The sequence below is a fragment of the Acinetobacter tianfuensis genome (assembly GCF_003611465.1).
In the GTDB taxonomy this organism is placed as follows: domain Bacteria; phylum Pseudomonadota; class Gammaproteobacteria; order Pseudomonadales; family Moraxellaceae; genus Acinetobacter; species Acinetobacter tianfuensis.
The window spans coordinates 1-666 of sequence record NZ_RAXV01000101.1 but is presented as its reverse complement, the minus strand read 5'-3'; the positions used below and the strand labels follow the sequence as shown (position 1 = coordinate 666).

General features: G+C 44.7%; 1 protein-coding gene. It reads right to left on the bottom strand.

All coding sequences use genetic code 11. The annotated features are described in order from the left end of the window. Position 1: 1 nt before the first annotated feature. Positions 2 to 666: FAD-dependent oxidoreductase (locus D7V32_RS17060; RefSeq protein WP_171407701.1), on the bottom strand; the 665-nt coding region annotated here is incomplete at its 5' end.

The following is a 666-nucleotide window of genomic DNA, read 5'->3' as shown; positions in this document are numbered from 1 at the left end:
ATTACTGACCTGAACGGATAATGTAATCAAATGCAGACAGTGATGCTTTCGCGCCTTCACCAGTGGCAATGATGATTTGTTTGTAAGGCACTGTTGTACAGTCGCCCGCAGCGAATACACCTTTCACATTGGTTTCATTGCGTTCATTAATCACAATCTCACCGCGGTTTGAAAGTTCTACTGCTGTTTCTTTTAAGAAATCCGTGTTTGGCAATAAACCGATTTGTACAAAGATTCCTGCAAGTTCAACGGTGTGCTCTTCATCTGTTGCACGGTCTTTGTATTTCAGCGCGGTCACTTGTGAGCCGTCACCAACGACTTCTGTAGAAAGCGCATTCTTAATCACAGTAGTGTTTGGCAAGCTGTTTAACTTGTCTTGAAGTACTTGGTCAGCACGCAGTTTAGTATCAAATTCAACTAAGGTTACGTGTTCAACAATACCTGCAAGGTCAATGGCTGCTTCTACACCTGAGTTGCCGCCGCCGATCACAGCAACACGTTTGCCTTTAAATAAAGGGCCGTCACAGTGCGGGCAGTATGCAACACCGCGTGTTTTATACTCTTGCTCACCCGGCACATTCATTTCTCTCCAGCGTGCGCCTGTAGACAGGATCACTGTTTTCGATTCAAGTTTTGCACCGTTTTCTAAAGTGACTTCAACTAAAC